Origin of the sequence: Radicibacter daui (genome assembly GCA_030657355.1) — a bacterium.
Taxonomy (GTDB): Bacteria; Pseudomonadota; Alphaproteobacteria; order Radicibacterales; family Radicibacteraceae; genus Radicibacter; species Radicibacter daui.
The window spans coordinates 3,696,308-3,711,348 of record CP131056.1 but is presented as its reverse complement, the minus strand read 5'-3'; the positions used below and the strand labels follow the sequence as shown (position 1 = coordinate 3,711,348).

Here is a 15,041-nt window from a genome sequence, read left to right as displayed (position 1 = left end):
TTCCGAGCAGGGCGGAGGGGTGGCCGAGTGGTTAAAGGCAGCAGACTGTAAATCTGCCCGCATAGCGTACGCTGGTTCGAATCCAGCCCCCTCCACCATGCTACGGAGCCTCGGACCCGCGGGTGTAGCTCAATGGTAGAGTTCCAGCCTTCCAAGCTGGCTGTGCGGGTTCGATTCCCGTCACCCGCTCCACCGAGCCCCTGGATCACCTGGATCAAGCGCAAATTTGCAAGGGTCGGGCCGGCCCATCCGCTTCGGCCTGGGCACCGAGCTGTTTTAAGCAATCGGCGGCTTTGCCGCCGTTTCGTTTTCACCGGTTCCCGGGCTCATCCGGGGCGACAAAGGAAGTTGGACTGGCCATGGCGAAGGAAAAGTTTTCCCGCAACAAGCCGCACGTCAACATCGGCACGATCGGCCACGTTGACCACGGCAAGACGACGCTGACCGCTGCGATCACGAAGGTGATGTCGGAGGTTTACGGCGGTGCGGCTGTTGCGTTCGACATGATCGACAAGGCGCCGGAAGAGAAGGCTCGTGGCATCACGATCTCGACCGCGCACGTCGAGTACGAGACGGATGCGCGCCACTATGCGCACGTCGACTGCCCGGGCCACGCCGACTATGTGAAGAACATGATCACCGGCGCTGCGCAGATGGACGGCGGCATTCTCGTCGTTTCCGCTGCCGACGGCCCGATGCCGCAGACCCGCGAGCACATCCTGCTCGCCCGTCAGGTCGGCGTTCCGGCTCTGGTCGTGTTCATGAACAAGGTCGACATGGTCGACGACGAAGAGCTGCTCGAGCTCGTCGAGATGGAAGTTCGCGAGCTTCTGTCCTCCTACGACTTCCCGGGCGATGACATTCCGATCATCAAGGGTTCGGCTCTGGCCGCTCTTGAAGGCCGTGACGATGCCATCGGCAAGGAAAAGATCGTCGAGCTCATGAAGGCCGTCGACAGCTACGTCGCGCTTCCGGAGCGTCCGAAGGATCGTCCGTTCCTGATGCCGATCGAAGACGTGTTCTCGATCTCCGGCCGCGGCACCGTTGTGACCGGTCGTGTCGAGCGCGGCATCGTCAAGGTTGGTGAGGAAGTCGAGATCGTCGGTATCCGTCCGACCACCAAGACGACCGTTACCGGCGTTGAAATGTTCCGCAAGCTGCTGGACAGCGGTGAGGCCGGCGACAACATCGGTGCGCTGCTGCGTGGCACCAAGCGTGAAGACGTCGAGCGTGGCCAGGTTCTGGCCAAGCCGGGCTCCATCACGCCGCACACGAAGTTCTCCTCCGAGATCTACGTTCTGACCAAGGAAGAAGGCGGCCGTCACACCCCGTTCTTCGCCAACTACCGTCCGCAGTTCTACTTCCGTACCACCGACGTGACCGGTACGGTCGAGCTGCCGGAAGGCACGGAGATGGTGATGCCGGGCGACAACGTGTCCCTGGTCGTCAAGCTGATCGCCCCGATCGCCATGGATGAAGGCCTGCGCTTCGCTATCCGCGAAGGCGGCCGCACCGTCGGCGCCGGCGTTGTTGGCAAGATCCTCGAGTAATCTTCCTCCCGCTCACGCGAGAAGAAGAAAGACGCCCGCCGGGAAACCGGCGGGCGTTTTGCTTTTGGGCCCCCGGCGCTTGTTCCTTCCCCAGAATGGGGAAGGTGGGCGTGAGCCCGGATGGGGGTGTTGACGGTGCTGCGGGGCACTGACTTAGACAAGCCGTTCCGCCCACATCCCCTACTGCCGCTTTGCGGCATCTCCCCCGTGCCGGGGGAGAATGTTCCTTCCCTGCGCGTCAGCGTGGGGAAGGTGGCCGCAGGCCGGATGGGGGTAATGAATTGCCCTCAGGCAAAGGCCTTTGCTCAACGCGGCTCATTACCCCTCCGCCCGCTTTGCGGGCACCTTCCCAAGAGGGGAGGAGGGAGCAGGGCTAATCCCGGTCCAGATAATCCTCGGCCTGCATCTCCATCAGGCGGCTGACCGTGCGCTCGAACTCGAAGGCAAGGCGGCCTTCGGCGTAGATTTTTTCGGGCGGGGTATCCGCGCCGATGATGAGGCGCACGCGGTTTTCATAGAGGCTGTCGATGAGAAGCTGCAGGCGCTTGGTCTCATTGTTCTGCTGGGAAGACAGCTTCGGCACGCCCGCCAGGATGACGTTGCGGTAGCGCGCGGCGATGACGAGATAGTCGGCCGCCCCCAGTGCCTCGGTGCACAGCGCCTCGAAGGTAAACCAGCCGGTGTCACCGGCCGAGCGTGGCACGGCGAGGGTGCGGGTGCCGACGGCCAGTACTTCCGGCGCCGGTGTCAGCCCCTCGGTCAGCAACTCGAACCATTCTTCCAGCGCGGTGTCGGTCTCTGATCCCAGCGGGTGGAAATAGACCGGGCGGCCTTCCATGCGGCCAAGGCGATAGTCGTTGGGGCTATCGAGGTGCAGCACATCGAAGCGGCGCTTCAGCCAGCCGATAAAGGGCACGAAGAGGTCGCGCTGGAGCCCGTCCTTGTAGAGATCGTCCGGCGGCCAGTTGCTGGTGGCGACGATGACCACGCCGCATTCATCCAGGGCCAGGAACAGGCGGCCGAGAATCATCGCATCGGCAATGTCGGTGACATGAAACTCGTCGAAGCACAAAAGCCAGGCTTCATCGGCAATGCGACGGGCGAGCGGGCGGATCGGGTCGTCCCCGGCACTCGCCGGCAGCTTTCCGTCGCGTTTGGCCGTGCGCCACTCATGCAGGCGGGCGTGGCACTCCAGCATAAAGGCGTTGAAATGCACCCGGCGTTTCTTCTCCAGCGGCACGGTGGAGAAGAACAGATCCATCAGCATGGATTTGCCGCGGCCGACCCCGCCATAGAGGTAGAGCCCCTGCGGTGTGTCGCTGACCCGCAGGGTGGGCGGCGCCTCCTGCCGGCGCTGGAACAGCGAGCGCAGAAGGCCGCCCTGCTGCGGACGCGGCGGCGTGGGCTGGTAGTGTTTCAGCCGGTGCCAGAGCCCCTCCAGCTTTTCCGCCGCCAGCGCCTGCATCGGGTCGTGACGGATCGCCCCTTCGGCCAGTTTCCGGCGATAGAGGGGAAGGGGGCCTTCGGTCTCGCTCATGTCTTGCGCTTGCTTCTGCTGGCCGGGAAAGGGCCTCCCCATGGGGAAGGCCGCCATCCGTCAGGTGATGTCGAAGCGGTGCAGTACCTGGGCCAGATCGTCGGCGAAATGGCTGCCACGGCGGATGAGGCCGCACCGCAGCGGTAGCCGTGCCAGATCCGGATGGTTGGGCGCAAGGCTTGTGAGCACGGCGGAGGGAATTGCCGCCGTCGTCGGCATGGCGGAAAGAGCGCTCAAAAGGTCGACGCCCGAGATTTCCTTGAGCACGCCGGCGACCAGAATGAGGTCCGGGCGCACACGCACCGCCATCGGGATGGCCTCGAACTCGTCGAGCACCTTCATGACACGGTAACCGCACTGCACCAGCTCACGCTCGACGATGCGGGCAGCGGAGCGCTGCGGCATCACCAGCATGATCTCGACCTCCATGACTTCGACATCCTTGACGTCGAAGCCCTGGCTGCGCGGCAGCTCGCGCACGATGGTGCGCACCTTTTCCACTTCCACCACATCGCCATCGAGCGCGGCGCCGATGCGGTCGAGATAACGCTGCACATCGTCGATCTGGGCCGGCACCAGCGTCTTGAGGCTGGCGGCGTAATCGTCAAAGCGCTGGGCCAGCACCGAGAGCGTGGCCTGCCGGCAGGCACGGGCCCGCAGATGCAGGTTGCTGGCCTCGCGCCTCAGCGTGGCTGCGGCATCTTCTGCTTCCACCGAGCCGATGCGGCAGTTCTGCAGCACGAGTTCCAGCCCGTTGATGATGTCGCGCGCCTCGTCGAGGAACTCTTTCTCGGCAACGCGATCAAGTTCTTCCTCGCTCAGAATCTTCTTGTCACTCAAAGGTCTAACTCCAGGCTTGGCAACGGGGCGCGCGGGGTCGCTCAGGCACCCAGTTTCGCGGTGGTCGGGCGGCGTTCGCCCCGGCGCTCGTCGGCCGGCAGGAACTGGGTGGAGACATCGCCGCGGAAATAATAGGTCGAGGTGCTGACGACGCGGGACTGGGTATCGAGCCAGAGATCGAAGCCGGCTTCCCGCGCGCGGCGGCAGAACACCATATCCTCGCTCTGTGCCAGTTTCGTTTCCGGGTCGATGGCACGCTCGAACAGGCTGACCATGCTGCCATTGGCGCGCAGGTAACCGCCCTCCGGCACGGTAAAGGTGCGGTCCTGATGGGCGGCGACCAGCTTTTCCAGCGCGCCGCGGCGAATGAGCGAGAAGCCGAGCGGCGCATGCAGCACCTGGGCAAAGCCGCTCGTCACCTCGATATGGTCGGGGTCCGGGAAAGCAAGCTCGTAACGCAGCGCCGCGCCCTGCAGGTTGCGGGCGGCCGCTTCTTCCGGCAGGCGGCCGATCTTTTCCCAGTCGATATTGCCCTGGGGCAGCGCGCCGATGACGATGTCGCGGTCGAAGGTGAGCCAGCGCACCACCGTTTCCGGATTGAAACCGACGGAAGGGTCAACCAGCAGGAGGTGAGAGAAATCGGTGTTGCTGAGATATTCGCTGACCGCGAGGTTGCGGGCGCCGACGGCATGGGCTTCCTGCCCGATGGTCAACACCGCCAGCAATACATCATTGGCCGAGCAGGTGGATTGCAGTGTCAGCATCGACTGCAGGTAAATGTCGCTTACGGCGCCCGAAGTGCTGGGCGTGGCGACAAAGAGGCTGATGTCGGTGTCTAGCATGGTGCCGGTTCTCCCTGATCTGGCATCTCATTCACAACGGCTTTGCCACACTATAGGCTCGGCTTGATTTGCCGGAAGGGTCCATGTCAATTCTGCGGGCCGAAGTTGCGGATATTCAGGATAGGCCCGGACGATGGATGCGACGCAGCAGGGCTATTTCGACGCCAATCGCCGGAACTGGGACGAGCGCGCGGCGCTGCATGCCAGTGACGGCACCGGCTTTTACGATATCCCGGCCTTTCTGGCCGGCCGGGACGACCTTATGGCGATAGAGGCCGGCGAAGTCGGCGAGGTGCGGGGCCTCAGGGTTGCCCATCTGCAATGCCATTTCGGGCTCGATACACTGCGCCTTGCCCGGCGCGGCGCCGAGGTTACCGGCCTTGATTTTTCGCCCGTCGCCATCGCAAAGGCGCGTGAGCTTGCTGCCGAGGCCGGCCTTGCTGCGCGTTTTGTCGAGGGCAATGTCTATGACGCGCCGGACCTGATGGGCGAAGCGGCGTTCGACCACGTCTATGTCACCTGGGGTGCTCTCAACTGGCTGCCGGATATCGCCGGCTGGGCGCGGGCGGTCGCACGGCTGCTGGCGCCGGGTGGCAGGCTTTACCTGCTGGAGAGCCACCCGACCATCCTTGCCTTTGAAAGCGTGGAGGGGGTGATCCGCCCCTGGTTCGATTTCGCCACCGCCGCCGGCACGCCCATCGTGCAGGATATTGCGACGACCTATACCGGCAGCACCCGGCAGCTTGCCAGTACCCGCACCTATGAATGGATTCATCCGCTCTCCGCCATCCTCGGCAACCTGATGGCGGCGGGGCTCGCGCTCGACTGGTTCCATGAACATGAGCGGCTGCCCTACCGGCTCTTTGCCAATATGGAGCCGGCAGCGGAGGTCGGCCTCTATAAACTGCCGGAGGGGCATCCCCGCCTGCCGCTTTCCTTCTCGCTGCAGGCCAGCCGGCGCTGAAAGCCCGCAGAAAGTCTTGGCCCGCGGCTTGAAATCCCGGCCTCGGCATATCCTTGTAGCCGGGGCTACAAGGGGTTTTCTTTGTGCGGCGGCCATGCCATTGCAGGCGCCATCATGAGTGAGACCACATTCTCCGAGACGGCTTTCAGCCGCACCCAGACCCTGCGGCGCCGCGCGGCCATTGCCAGCGTGAGCGTTGCTGTCACCCTGCTGCTGGTAAAGCTGGTGGCCGTGCTGATCACCGGGTCGGCGGCGGTGCTGTCGCTGCTGCTCGACAGTGCAGCGGATATCGCGGCGTCCGGCATCACGCTGCTCAGCGTGCGCGAGGCCTCCAAGCCGGCTGACCGCACCCATCGCTTCGGCCATGGCAAGGCGGAAGCACTGGCGGCTCTCGGTCAGGTGGCCTTCGTTGGCGGCTCGGGCCTCTTCATCGCTGTGGACAGTGTGCGCCGCCTCATCGTGCCGCAGCCGGTGGAAACCCTGTCGGCCGGCCTTGTCGCCATGGCGATCTCGCTGGTGCTGACCGGCGCGCTGGTTGTCTATCAGCGCCATGTCATCCGCTCCACCGCCTCGCAGGCGATTGCGGCCGACAATCTCAATTATACGGGTGACCTTGCGACCATCCTTGCCGTGTCGCTCAGCCTCGGCATCATCCACTTCACCGGCTGGCAGTGGGTCGATCCGGTGATGGCGATGGCGGTGGCCATCTATCTCTTCATCAATGCCGCGCGCATTGCCCTTGCCGCCATCGATACGCTGATGGACCGCGAGATGCCGCAGGATTACCGCGATGAGGTGAAACGCGTGGTGCTGGCTGAGGCCCATGTGCACGGGTTGCACGATCTGCGCACGCGCTCTTCCGGCGCTGTCGAGTTCATCGAGTTCCACCTGGAAATCGATGGTAACCCGACACTCGATGTGGTGCATGAGGTGATGGATGCGGTGGAAGCGGCGGTGATGGATGCTTTCCCGCTTGCCGAAGTCATCGTGCATCCGGAGCCGGCGGGTATCGACGATGCCCGGCTCGATCACCGCATCCGGCGCCACAGTGCCTGACGCCGGCAACGGACACCGGCGGCAAACAATCAATCAGGAAAAGGAAAGTTTCAGGGCTGGCGCGGCGTGGAAGTCGCGGCCGGAGTGCTCTTGTCCTCGCCTGCCTTGTGCGCCTCTGCGGCGCGGCGACGGCGTGCGGCGGCAAGGCGTGCGGCCTCCCGGTCGGCATCCGCCAGCAGCTTGAGGCTGAATGAGGCAATCCACATGGAAGCGCGTTTCTCCGGTCTGGAAGGCGGGCCAAATCAGTGCCCGGCCGATCTCCATTCCATAAGCATGGTGGCATAAAAGCCTTGCGTCAAGCCATTCTCCGCCAATGGATCATGATGTAGCCTTGGCAACATCCTTATGATCCGTTTGCAAAATCCCGCGCGACCACTATCCTTGCCACATTATTTAGTGGTCGGTCTCGCGGGCTCGCCCCACCCATTGATTAAAAAGCAGGAAATCCGGCCCGTGACGCAGGACAAACCCATCCCTTCGCAGGCCCTGCCGCCCGGCCCCGCCCGTGAGGCCGACGAGGCGGAGCTTGCGCTTGCCGACGAGGGCGGTGGCAAGGCCATGCCGTTCGAGCAGGTGCGGGCAGCGCGCCGGGCGGAGCTGACCGAGGATTATCTGGAGCTGATTGCCGACCTGATCGACGAATCGGGTGAAGCGCGGGCAACCGACCTGTCGCGCCGCATGGGCGTCTCGCACGCCACCGTCATCAAGATCATCGGACGGCTGAAGCGTGAGGGGCTCGTCAATTCGCAGCCCTACCGCTCCATCTTCCTGACCGAGGCAGGTCGTCGCATCGCCGAGGAATCCAAGCGCAAGCATGACATCGTGCTGCGTTTCCTGCTGGCGCTCGGCGTCAGCCCGGCCCAGGCGGATATCGACAGCGAGGGCATGGAGCATCATGTGAGCGACGAGACGCTCGCCCTCTTCGAATCCTTTATCCGTAAAAACGAGGCCGGGAAGGGCTGACCGCCCGCCGGCCGCCTTTCAGGAAGCGCGCAAAAGCCTGCTTTTGTGCGCTGTTTGCCGTGCAGGTCAGGCCTTCCTTGCGGACATATTGACACGCATTCTCATTCTCACTAACGTCCCGCCACCAGTTGAAATTTCGCGGCGCTACTGCCGCACGGGACCCATCCATGTATGTGTGCATCTGCAATGCCCTGACTGACAGTCAGATCCGCGAGACGGTGTGCAGCGGCGCGCGCCGGTGCGCCGAGGTCTACCGTGACTTGGATTGCTCGCCGCGTTGTGGCAAATGTGTGGGTGAGATCGCCGATATGGTGCGCGCGCACCACCATCGGCAGCCGGAGCTGGAGCCGGCCTGAGCCCCGGCCGGGCGCTCGCCCAGCTCTTTACGATCTTCCCCTTGGGTCCCGATGGATCCATGAGAAATTCTTAAGGAGGCGAGCGCCATGACCCAGACCCATGCCCCTTACCCGGCAGAAGGCAGTGCCCTGACGACGCTTGAAAAGCGCTGTATCGAAAAGGGGCTGAAGATGACCGAGCAGCGCCGCGTGATCTCGCGCGTGCTGACAGAATCTTCCGACCATCCCGATGTCGAGCAGGTTTATCGCCGCGCCCAGAGCGTCGATCCGAACATCAGCCTCGCCACCGTCTATCGCACCATGAAGCTGTTCGAGGATCTCGAGGTTATCGAGCGTCTCGATTTTGGCGATGGCCGTGCGCGGTACGAAGAGTCCCGCCAGGAACATCACCACCACATGATCGACCTCGATTCCGGCGATGTGGTGGAATTCACCAACGACGAGCTGGAGCTCCTCAAGGAGCGTATTGCCCGCGAGCTCGGTTTCGAGCTGGTGAGCCATCGCCTCGAGCTCTATGGCCGCCGCCTCAAGGGGGGCAAATAACTCCATCATGGCACGGCGTGACGAAAGTGGTGCGCCTGCCTGGCAGGCGCGCGAAGACAGGGTGATGGACGATCCGCGCGCCGAGGCCCCCGGCTGCGGCGGCCCGGCGGATACCTGCGTGTGCGAAAATGCCGTCAAGCGGGCGGTTGGCCGTCTGCGTGGCGACAACCAGCCGGACAGCATCTGCTTTGAAGCGGCGATGACCATCTTCCGCTGGCATCACCCCGAGCACAGCAAGCTGGCGGCCGAGCGCATCATCTCCGCCTGGATGCGCAGCGGCTGGCTTAATTGAGCCAGCCCTTTGGGCTGCAAGGGAACTGCTAAAAAGGGCGTGGCCGATGCCGCGCCCTTTTGATTTGTGCGTCCTGCTGCAGTCCGCAAGTTCGCCCCTTGACCTTCCAGTTACTGGAGACCTTATCTCTTTTAACCAGACCCCGCTTAACCCGGTGGCGCCTGTTCGCCATGACCCGGAAGCCAAGGGATGGAAGAGATGAACCAGATCGTAAAACCAGCCACCAGCCTTTCCCTGCCGATCTCGGGCATGACCTGCGCCAACTGCGCGCTCCGGGTTGAAAAGGCTCTGAAGGGCGTGCCGGGCGTAACGGACGCTTCCGTCAGTTATGCCACCGAGACGGCGCGGCTGGAATTTGACGGCACGCCGGCAACGCTGGCGGCCCTGACGGGCCGCGTGTCCGAAGTGGGTTATGGCGTGCCTGTGACCACCGAGCGTTTTGCCGTGGAGGGTATGACCTGTACCGGCTGCGCCGCCAAGGTGGAAAAGGCGCTGTCAGCCGTGCCCGGCGTGCTCAAGGCCGAGGTGAATGTGGCGACCGACGAGGCCGTGGTGCAGCTAGCCGGCGAGGTGGGGCGCCAGCGCCTTGCCGCGGCGGTGGCCGAGGCCGGTTATCACGCCCGGTTTGACGGGCAGTCTGATGCTGCCGGAGAGACGGGAGGCGACGGTATCGCCGCCCTGCTGCGCTCCGAAGGTTTCATGCTGGTGGCAAGTGCGGTGCTGACCTTTCCGCTGGTGCTGCCGATGGTGCTGATGGCCTTTGGCAGCCATGCGGTGATGGTCTCGCCCCTCTGGCAGCTGGTGCTGGCAACGCCGGTGCAGTTCATCGCCGGAGCGCGCTTTTATCGCGGGGCCTGGTCGGCACTCAAGTTCCGCAGCGCCAATATGGATGTGCTGGTGGCCCTCGGCAGCAGTGCCGCCTGGGGCTACAGCCTTGCCGTGATGCTGGGGTTCGGCCCGGTGGGCGGAGAGCTTTATTTTGAAGGTGCTGCCGCCGTCATCACCCTGGTGTTGCTCGGCAAATGGATGGAAGCACGCGCCAAGCGCGGCACCACGGCCGCCCTGCGCAGCCTGATGGCGCTGCGCCCCCGCCGTGCCCGGCGCTTCGGCGCCGACGGCGGCATCGAGGAGATCGGCATTGAGGAAGTGGGGGTGGGCGACCGGCTGCAGGTGCGGCCGGGTGAAGCCGTGCCGGTGGATGCCACCATCCTTGAAGGCCGCAGCGAGCTGGATGAAAGCCTGATTACCGGCGAGAGCCTGCCGGTGGCGCGCGGCGTGGGCGACAAGGTTACCGGCGGTGCCATCAATGGCGGCGGCGTGCTGACCGTCGAGGCAACGGCGGTGGGGGAGGACACGACCCTTGCCCGCATCGTGGCGCTGGTGCGCGAGGCGCAGAGCGGCAAGGCCGCCGTGCAGCGGCTGGTGGACCGTATCTCCGCCATCTTCGTGCCCATCGTGGTGGCGATATCGCTGGTCGCCTTCGTCGGCTGGCTGCTGGCTGGCGCCGGGCTTGACCATGCTGTGGTGGCCGGCGTTTCCGTGCTGGTCATCGCCTGCCCCTGCGCGCTCGGCCTTGCCACGCCGACTGCCATCGTGGCCGGCACCGGCGCCGCTGCCCGTGCTGGCATTCTGGTGCGGGATGTGGATGTGCTCGAGCGCGCCCGCCGTATCGATACCGTGGTCTTCGACAAGACCGGTACGCTGACCGAAGGCAAACCGCGCCTTACCGCCATGAAGGCGCCGGGGGCAGAGGGTGACGATAGCGCACTTGCCCTTGTTGCCGCGCTCCAGCAGGGCAGCGAGCATCCGCTCGCCCGCGCGCTGCTGGAAGCGGCAAAGGAGCGGGGGCTTGCAGTTCCGGCTGCGGCCAGCGATGTGCAGGCCCTGACCGGCCGCGGCATTCGCGGCACGCTGGAAGGCGCGAGCCTGCTGATGGGCAACCCCGCCCTGATGCAGGAAGAAGGCGTCGATATCTCTGCCTCCGCCGGGATAGCAGGGGAGTGGGAAGCCAAAGGCGCAACGGTGCTTTATCTGGCACGGGATGGAAAACTGGCCGCACTCTTTGCCCTGGCCGACAGCCCGCGCGGCGATGCCGCCGGGGCGGTGGCTGCTCTCAAGGCCGAAGGCATCCGCGTGGTGATGTTGACGGGCGACAGCCCGGCTGCTGCCGGAGCCGTTGCAGGCCGCCTGGGCATCACCGAGGTGAAAGCCGGGGTGTTGCCGGGCGACAAGGCGGAGCATGTGGCCGCCCTTGCGGCCGAAGGGCGCCATGTCGCCATGGTGGGCGACGGTGTCAATGATGCACCCGCGCTCGCCAAGGCTTCGCTTGGCATCGCCATTGGCGGTGGCTCGGACGTTGCCGTGGAGACGGCGGGCCTTGTGCTGCTGCGCCCGCTGCCCTCGCTCGTCGTTGCGGCGCTGAAGGTCGCCGGTGCCACGCGCCGCAAGATCTCCCAGAACCTGTTCTGGGCCTTTGCCTACAATGTGGTGGCGCTGCCGCTGGCCGCCTTTGGCCTGCTGACGCCGGCCATCGCCGGCGCGGCCATGGCGCTTTCCTCCCTGACCGTTGTGGGCAACGCCCTGCTGCTGACGCGCTGGAAGGCGCCGGCCTTGAAAGGGGAATGACAGATGAATGTGGGTGAAGCCGCCCGCCAGTCGGGCCTGCCGGTCAAGACTCTGCGTTATTATGACGAGATTGGCCTCGTGCGCCCGTCCGCCCGCACGGACGCCGGCTATCGGGATTATTCGGCAAACGATGTTTCCATGCTGCGTTTCGTGCAGCGCTCCCGCTCGCTCGGTTTTTCGGTGGAGGAGTGCACGGCGCTGCTCGACCTCTACCGCGACCGCAACCGCGCATCGGCCGATGTGCGCGAGATGGCGCGCCAGCGCGTGAGCGATATCGAGCGCAAGATCGCCGAACTGGAGGAGATGCGCGCCACGCTCGGCCACCTTATCGACCGGTGCCATGGCGATAACCGGCCAGAATGCCCGATCCTTGAGGATCTGGCCGGCGCCGATTGTTGTCCTTGAGCGGGGACGGACAGCACTACGGTTGACAGCACGGACGGGTTTTGGGCTTGCTCCCTTAGAATGCTGGAAAGCCAGCACTCCGTAGATACCCAGAGGAGCCGCTCCCATGTCCCTTCATCTCTGGTTTGCCTTTGTGCTGGCAAGTGCCGCGCTGGTCGCCATTCCCGGTCCGACCATCATCATGACCATCAGCCATGCGCTCGCCCATGGCCGGCGCAGCATCCTGGTTACCGTGCCGGGCGTGATGCTGGCGGATCTCATCGCCATGTCGGTATCGCTGGCCGGTGCCGGCGCCATCCTGTCTGCTTCCGCCACCCTCTTCACCGCGCTCAAGCTGGCCGGTGCGGCTTATCTCGTCTGGCTCGGCGTCAAGCTCTGGCGGGCGGAAGGCTCGCTGGCGGTTATGGAAGCGGCCGCCACCGGCAGCAAGGACAGTATGGCAACGCTGTTCTGGCGCGCTTTCACCGTGACGGTGCTGAACCCCAAGGGCATCGTTTTCTTCATCGCCTTTGTGCCGCAGTTCGTCTCGCCGGAAGCACCGGTGCTGCCGCAGTTCGCCATTCTCGTGGCAAGCTTCGTCATCATCGCCGCCATCTCCGTCACCTGCTGGTCCATGCTGGCGGGCGAGCTGCGCAGCCGCGTGACGCGGCCCGGCATCCTCAAGGGCATGAACCGGACCGGAGCGGCACTGCTGATCGGCGCCGGCGCGCTGACGGCCTTTGCCCGCCGCGTTCACAGCTAAAGCCTGGGCAGCTTGTCCGCCACGGCCTGGAACTGCAAAGGCCGGCTCTCCTGAAAAGGAGGCCGGCCTTTTTGCTGGCAATCTTGTCTTGAAGGAGACAGTGGCCTCAGCGCGCCCGTCGTTCGGCCTCTGCCATCACCGGGCTGCGCGAGTTGGTAAGGAAATCCGGCTCGGCCGGCAGATCCTCAAGGCCGCCATAGCCCATCAGGTCAAAGATATCGATCAGCCGGTCGCGGCTGCGTTCCGCCGCCATGGCCTGGACCAGTCCCCGTAAGCCGAACATTTGCGCCACCATGATCCTGCTCTCCCCTTCTGACGGGTTTAGCCTCTGGTCGGGATGATGCTGCGAATGAGAATTCTTTGCAAATGGATTCTGATGGAAAATTCGACCCCGATTGTCGCAGCACAAGCCCTTATGACGCCGGGAACCAAAAGCTTTCCCACGGGCTTCAGATGGTGCGCGGCACTCGCCCGCGCGGCTTCCTTTACGATAATATACCCTTCCCGCTGACCCTGCGAGGCCCGCTGCCGGGCGCCGCGTTCAGCCGCCAACGGGGGTGTCATGCCGCCTTTTTCGCCCGCCATCCGCCTGGAGACGCACGAGGTCTTCAACCAGCCGCCGCCCTTTGCCGGTTTCAACCTGTTCGAGATTGATCCGGCGCTGAAGGAAGCGGCGCTGCGGGAAGGCGGGGCCTGGCTGGAGGCACAGGCCAGCGCGCTGGGGGCTGTGTGCGGGTCGGAGGAGGTGCTGGCGCTGGGCGCGGACGCCAACCGCCACCCGCCGGAGCTGAGGAGCTTTGACCGTTACGGCCAACGGCTGGATGAGGTGGAGTTTCACCCCGCCTATCACCGGCTGATGGGCCTTGCCATGGAGCACCACATCCATGATGTGGCGTGGACGGCACTGCGCCCCGGCGGCCATGTGGCCCATGCGGTGCTGCTGGCGCTCTTTACCCAGGCCGAGGCCGGGGTGATGTGCCCCGTCAACATGACCTATGCCAGCGTGCCGGCGCTGCGCAAAAGCCGCGAGCGCACGCAAGCCTGGCTCGGCCGGCTGCTCGGCGGCGCCTATGACGCCCCGCTGCGCCCCATCGCCGAAAAACGCGGCATCACGCTCGGCATGGCGATGACGGAAAAACAGGGTGGCAGCGATGTGCGCGCCAATGAAACCCGCGCCGAACATCTGGACGAGGCGGCGGGGCTATACCGGCTCACGGGGCATAAATGGTTCTGCTCCGCCCCGATGAGCGACGGTTTCCTGACGCTGGCTTATGCCGCCGGCGGGCTTTCCTGCTTTCTTGTGCCCCGCATCACGGGCGCCGGGGAACGTAATGCCATCCACGTCATGCGGCTGAAAGACAAGCTTGGCAACCGCTCCAACGCCTCGTCAGAGATCGAGTATCATGGCGCCGAGGCGCTCCTGGTGGGGGAGGAGGGGCGCGGCATCAACACCATCATCGAGATGGTGCACCACACCCGCCTTGGCACCATTGCCGCCACGCTGGGCATCATGCGCCGGGCGCTGGCCGAGGCCATCCATCATGTGCGCTACCGCCGCGCCTTCCAGAAGGCGCTGATCGACCAGCCGGCGATGAGCGCGGTGATTGCCGACCTCGCGGTGGAGTATGAGGCGGCCGTGCATCTGGTCTGCCGCGTGGCCCATGCGTTCGATGCTGAGGATGAAGAAGGCAGGGCTTTTGCCCGCCTTGCCGTGGCCCTTGCCAAATATTGGCTCACCAAACGCTCAGCCAATTTTGTCTATGAATGCATGGAGTGCCATGGCGGCGCCGGTTACGTGGAAGAGGGGCCGCTGCCGCGTTATTACCGCGAGGCCCCGCTGAACGCGATCTGGGAGGGCTCGGGCAATGTCATCGCGCTCGATATCCTGCGCACGCTGGCGAAGGAAGAGGCGGCTGCCAGCGCTTATTTCGCCGAGGTCTCCGGCGTGATGGGCCAGGACGGGCGCTTCGATGCCGCGGCCAATGCCGTCAAGAACCGGTTGCTGCACGGCCTGCCCGGCGAGGCGGAAGCCCGGCTGATGGCCGAGAGTCTTGCCCTGGTGCTGCAGGGTGCGCTCCTCATCCGCCACGCGCCGGGGCCGGTTGCCGATGCCTTCATCGCCACCCGCCTTGCCGGCGAGGGCGGCTTCAGCTTCGGCACCTTGCCGCACGGGGCGGATATAACCTCCATCCTTGCCCGCCACGCGCCGCCCATGGGGTGAGGGGGCGTGAGAGCCGGGCAGGGCTTGCGCCGGGGCCGCTGGCGGACTATCCGATAGGCACCCGGCCTTTGAAGGGGGCGCCGGCCGGTCTGCCCCCCTGGCCAC

The 15,041-nt window shown here is 64.9% G+C and carries 16 protein-coding genes and 2 tRNA genes; 13 read left to right on the top strand and 5 right to left on the bottom strand.

What is annotated here, in order from left to right; all coding sequences use genetic code 11:
• Positions 1-13: 13 nt before the first annotated feature.
• The 3 genes from QTL98_RS17355 (at position 14) to tuf (ending at position 1,550) form a co-directional block, all read left to right on the top strand.
• Positions 14-98, top strand: a tRNA-Tyr gene (locus tag QTL98_RS17355).
• 20 nt (positions 99-118) lie between these two features.
• Positions 119-192, top strand: a tRNA-Gly gene (locus tag QTL98_RS17350).
• 167 nt (positions 193-359) lie between these two features.
• A complete protein-coding gene (gene tuf / locus QTL98_RS17345; protein WP_445679161.1) occupies positions 360-1,550 on the top strand; it encodes an elongation factor Tu in 1,191 nt (396 codons plus the stop codon).
• Between the two features lie 373 nt (positions 1,551-1,923).
• Here the strand turns inward: tuf and zapE are convergent, their stop codons facing one another.
• The 3 genes from zapE to QTL98_RS17330 are packed head-to-tail and all read right to left on the bottom strand — an operon-like array spanning position 1,924 to position 4,769.
• Positions 1,924-3,087, bottom strand: coding sequence for a cell division protein ZapE (gene zapE / locus QTL98_RS17340; RefSeq protein ID WP_445679722.1), 1,164 nt, complete (start codon positions 3,085-3,087; stop codon positions 1,924-1,926).
• A gap of 60 nt (positions 3,088-3,147) precedes the next feature.
• Entirely contained in the window at positions 3,148-3,927 is a 780-nt protein-coding gene (locus QTL98_RS17335; protein ID WP_445679721.1) for a PleD family two-component system response regulator, read from the bottom strand.
• Between the two features lie 41 nt (positions 3,928-3,968).
• Positions 3,969-4,769, bottom strand: coding sequence for a glycosyltransferase family 2 protein (locus QTL98_RS17330; protein ID WP_445679720.1), 801 nt, complete (start codon positions 4,767-4,769; stop codon positions 3,969-3,971).
• A gap of 133 nt (positions 4,770-4,902) precedes the next feature.
• Between QTL98_RS17330 and QTL98_RS17325 the strand changes: the two genes are divergently transcribed.
• A complete protein-coding gene (locus tag QTL98_RS17325; RefSeq protein ID WP_445679719.1) occupies positions 4,903-5,733 on the top strand; it encodes a class I SAM-dependent methyltransferase in 831 nt (276 codons plus the stop codon).
• 114 nt (positions 5,734-5,847) lie between these two features.
• A complete protein-coding gene (locus QTL98_RS17320) occupies positions 5,848-6,789 on the top strand; it encodes a cation diffusion facilitator family transporter (RefSeq protein ID WP_445679718.1) in 942 nt (313 codons plus the stop codon).
• Between the two features lie 50 nt (positions 6,790-6,839).
• Here QTL98_RS17320 and QTL98_RS17315 read toward each other — a convergent pair whose 3' ends face one another.
• Positions 6,840-6,995, bottom strand: coding sequence for a hypothetical protein (locus QTL98_RS17315; protein ID WP_445679717.1), 156 nt, complete (start codon positions 6,993-6,995; stop codon positions 6,840-6,842).
• Positions 6,996-7,347: 352 nt separating this feature from the next.
• On the opposite strand from QTL98_RS17315, the gene mntR reads away from it, so the two are divergent.
• From mntR to QTL98_RS17280, 7 genes are all read left to right on the top strand, one after another.
• Complete coding sequence (gene mntR / locus QTL98_RS17310) at positions 7,348-7,752, top strand: manganese-binding transcriptional regulator MntR (RefSeq protein WP_510637585.1); 405 nt, start codon at positions 7,348-7,350, stop codon at positions 7,750-7,752.
• A gap of 167 nt (positions 7,753-7,919) precedes the next feature.
• Entirely contained in the window at positions 7,920-8,108 is a 189-nt protein-coding gene (locus QTL98_RS17305) for a (2Fe-2S)-binding protein (protein WP_445679715.1), read from the top strand.
• 87 nt (positions 8,109-8,195) lie between these two features.
• Positions 8,196-8,651: a Fur family transcriptional regulator gene (locus QTL98_RS17300; protein WP_445679714.1), complete on the top strand. Its 456-nt coding sequence runs from the start codon at positions 8,196-8,198 to the stop codon at positions 8,649-8,651.
• 7 nt (positions 8,652-8,658) lie between these two features.
• A complete protein-coding gene (locus tag QTL98_RS17295) occupies positions 8,659-8,943 on the top strand; it encodes a hypothetical protein (RefSeq protein ID WP_445679713.1) in 285 nt (94 codons plus the stop codon).
• Between the two features lie 198 nt (positions 8,944-9,141).
• Entirely contained in the window at positions 9,142-11,568 is a 2,427-nt protein-coding gene (locus QTL98_RS17290) for a heavy metal translocating P-type ATPase (protein WP_445679712.1), read from the top strand.
• A 3-nt stretch (positions 11,569-11,571) separates the two neighbouring features.
• Complete coding sequence (cueR, locus tag QTL98_RS17285) at positions 11,572-11,973, top strand: Cu(I)-responsive transcriptional regulator (protein WP_445679711.1); 402 nt, start codon at positions 11,572-11,574, stop codon at positions 11,971-11,973.
• A 106-nt stretch (positions 11,974-12,079) separates the two neighbouring features.
• Positions 12,080-12,715, top strand: a complete 636-nt coding sequence (locus QTL98_RS17280) for a LysE family translocator (RefSeq protein WP_445679710.1) — start codon at positions 12,080-12,082, stop codon at positions 12,713-12,715.
• A gap of 106 nt (positions 12,716-12,821) precedes the next feature.
• Here the strand turns inward: QTL98_RS17280 and QTL98_RS17275 are convergent, their stop codons facing one another.
• The gene (locus tag QTL98_RS17275) at positions 12,822-13,010 is read right to left on the bottom strand and encodes a hypothetical protein (RefSeq protein WP_445679709.1); all 189 of its coding nucleotides are present in this window, start codon (positions 13,008-13,010) and stop codon (positions 12,822-12,824) included.
• A 267-nt stretch (positions 13,011-13,277) separates the two neighbouring features.
• Between QTL98_RS17275 and QTL98_RS17270 the strand changes: the two genes are divergently transcribed.
• Positions 13,278-14,936, top strand: a complete 1,659-nt coding sequence (locus tag QTL98_RS17270; protein WP_445679708.1) for an acyl-CoA dehydrogenase family protein — start codon at positions 13,278-13,280, stop codon at positions 14,934-14,936.
• Positions 14,937-15,041: the final 105 nt, after the last annotated feature.

Coding starts and splice junctions, on each gene's coding strand:
- tuf (WP_445679161.1), top strand. CDS start 360: ATGGCGAAGGAAAAGTTTTCCCGCAACAAGCCGCACGTCAACATCGGC.
- QTL98_RS17300 (WP_445679714.1), top strand. CDS start 8,196: ATGACCCAGACCCATGCCCCTTACCCGGCAGAAGGCAGTGCCCTGACG.
- QTL98_RS17305 (WP_445679715.1), top strand. CDS start 7,920: ATGTATGTGTGCATCTGCAATGCCCTGACTGACAGTCAGATCCGCGAG.
- zapE (WP_445679722.1), bottom strand. CDS start 3,087: ATGAGCGAGACCGAAGGCCCCCTTCCCCTCTATCGCCGGAAACTGGCC.
- cueR (WP_445679711.1), top strand. CDS start 11,572: ATGAATGTGGGTGAAGCCGCCCGCCAGTCGGGCCTGCCGGTCAAGACT.
- QTL98_RS17275 (WP_445679709.1), bottom strand. CDS start 13,010: ATGGTGGCGCAAATGTTCGGCTTACGGGGACTGGTCCAGGCCATGGCG.
- QTL98_RS17315 (WP_445679717.1), bottom strand. CDS start 6,995: ATGTGGATTGCCTCATTCAGCCTCAAGCTGCTGGCGGATGCCGACCGG.
- QTL98_RS17325 (WP_445679719.1), top strand. CDS start 4,903: ATGGATGCGACGCAGCAGGGCTATTTCGACGCCAATCGCCGGAACTGG.
- QTL98_RS17320 (WP_445679718.1), top strand. CDS start 5,848: ATGAGTGAGACCACATTCTCCGAGACGGCTTTCAGCCGCACCCAGACC.
- QTL98_RS17330 (WP_445679720.1), bottom strand. CDS start 4,769: ATGCTAGACACCGACATCAGCCTCTTTGTCGCCACGCCCAGCACTTCG.
- QTL98_RS17270 (WP_445679708.1), top strand. CDS start 13,278: ATGCCGCCTTTTTCGCCCGCCATCCGCCTGGAGACGCACGAGGTCTTC.
- QTL98_RS17280 (WP_445679710.1), top strand. CDS start 12,080: ATGTCCCTTCATCTCTGGTTTGCCTTTGTGCTGGCAAGTGCCGCGCTG.
- QTL98_RS17295 (WP_445679713.1), top strand. CDS start 8,659: ATGGCACGGCGTGACGAAAGTGGTGCGCCTGCCTGGCAGGCGCGCGAA.
- mntR (WP_510637585.1), top strand. CDS start 7,348: ATGCCGTTCGAGCAGGTGCGGGCAGCGCGCCGGGCGGAGCTGACCGAG.
- QTL98_RS17290 (WP_445679712.1), top strand. CDS start 9,142: ATGAACCAGATCGTAAAACCAGCCACCAGCCTTTCCCTGCCGATCTCG.